This window comes from Phyllobacterium phragmitis (genome assembly GCF_002980495.1).
In the GTDB taxonomy this organism is placed as follows: Bacteria; Pseudomonadota; Alphaproteobacteria; order Rhizobiales; family Rhizobiaceae; genus Paramesorhizobium; species Paramesorhizobium phragmitis.
This window is the reverse complement of record NZ_PVBR01000081.1, coordinates 1-592: the sequence shown is the minus strand read 5'-3', so window position 1 is coordinate 592 and position 592 is coordinate 1. Positions and strand designations below refer to the sequence as shown.

The 592-nt window shown below is 54.2% G+C and carries 1 protein-coding gene and 1 pseudogene; both read left to right on the top strand.

The genetic code is table 11. The features are described 5' to 3' along the window. The coding region (locus tag C5748_RS28725; protein WP_210204485.1) for a hypothetical protein at window positions 1-219 on the top strand (219 nt) is incomplete at its 5' end. 20 nt (window positions 220-239) lie between these two features. Continuing rightward, window positions 240-592: pseudogene (locus tag C5748_RS27410) on the top strand (hypothetical protein); the annotation flags it as partial.

Sequence of the window (592 nt, the reverse complement as noted above, 5' to 3'; positions counted from 1 at the left end):
ATTGCCGGCATGCCCATCGACGGTATCCGGTGTGGTCGAACCAGTATGGGCGCCATCGCGCTGGGCGCTGAGTGCAATTCAATTGCCGCTGCGTGCAAAAATGAGCGCCGGCAGTCGAACTGTTCCGTATCCCCGGCTACAGCCGAAGAAGCATTGGTCACGCAAGCGAGATCGCGCACTCTTGCAGTGGTCGACGCGATGAGCTTGGGTGCGCTATAAAGGTGTGGGGGAGACATTAATTGACCGAAAGTTCTGTCCCCACCGGTGAGCAAAAGCCGATTCCGAGCTTTCAATTCTCAACAGAATCCATCGCGGCAAAAGAGCAGTTCGATAGCTACCGCGATTTCATGACGCCGTTGTCCGATGTCGAACCGCTTGCGCCCTCAGGCAGCGGTTTTCGCGCGCATGCGAAAGTCTATGATTTGGGCGCGCTTCAACTGGCTTCGCTGTACAGCGATCCTGCGTCCTTCAGTTATTCCAGAAAGCATATGCGTCAATTTGGAATGGAACATTGGAGTCTGAACCTCATTACAGAAGGTGGCATAAGTTACGCGTCCGGAAATGGTCTGAAGGGCAGTTCAGGGGATATGTA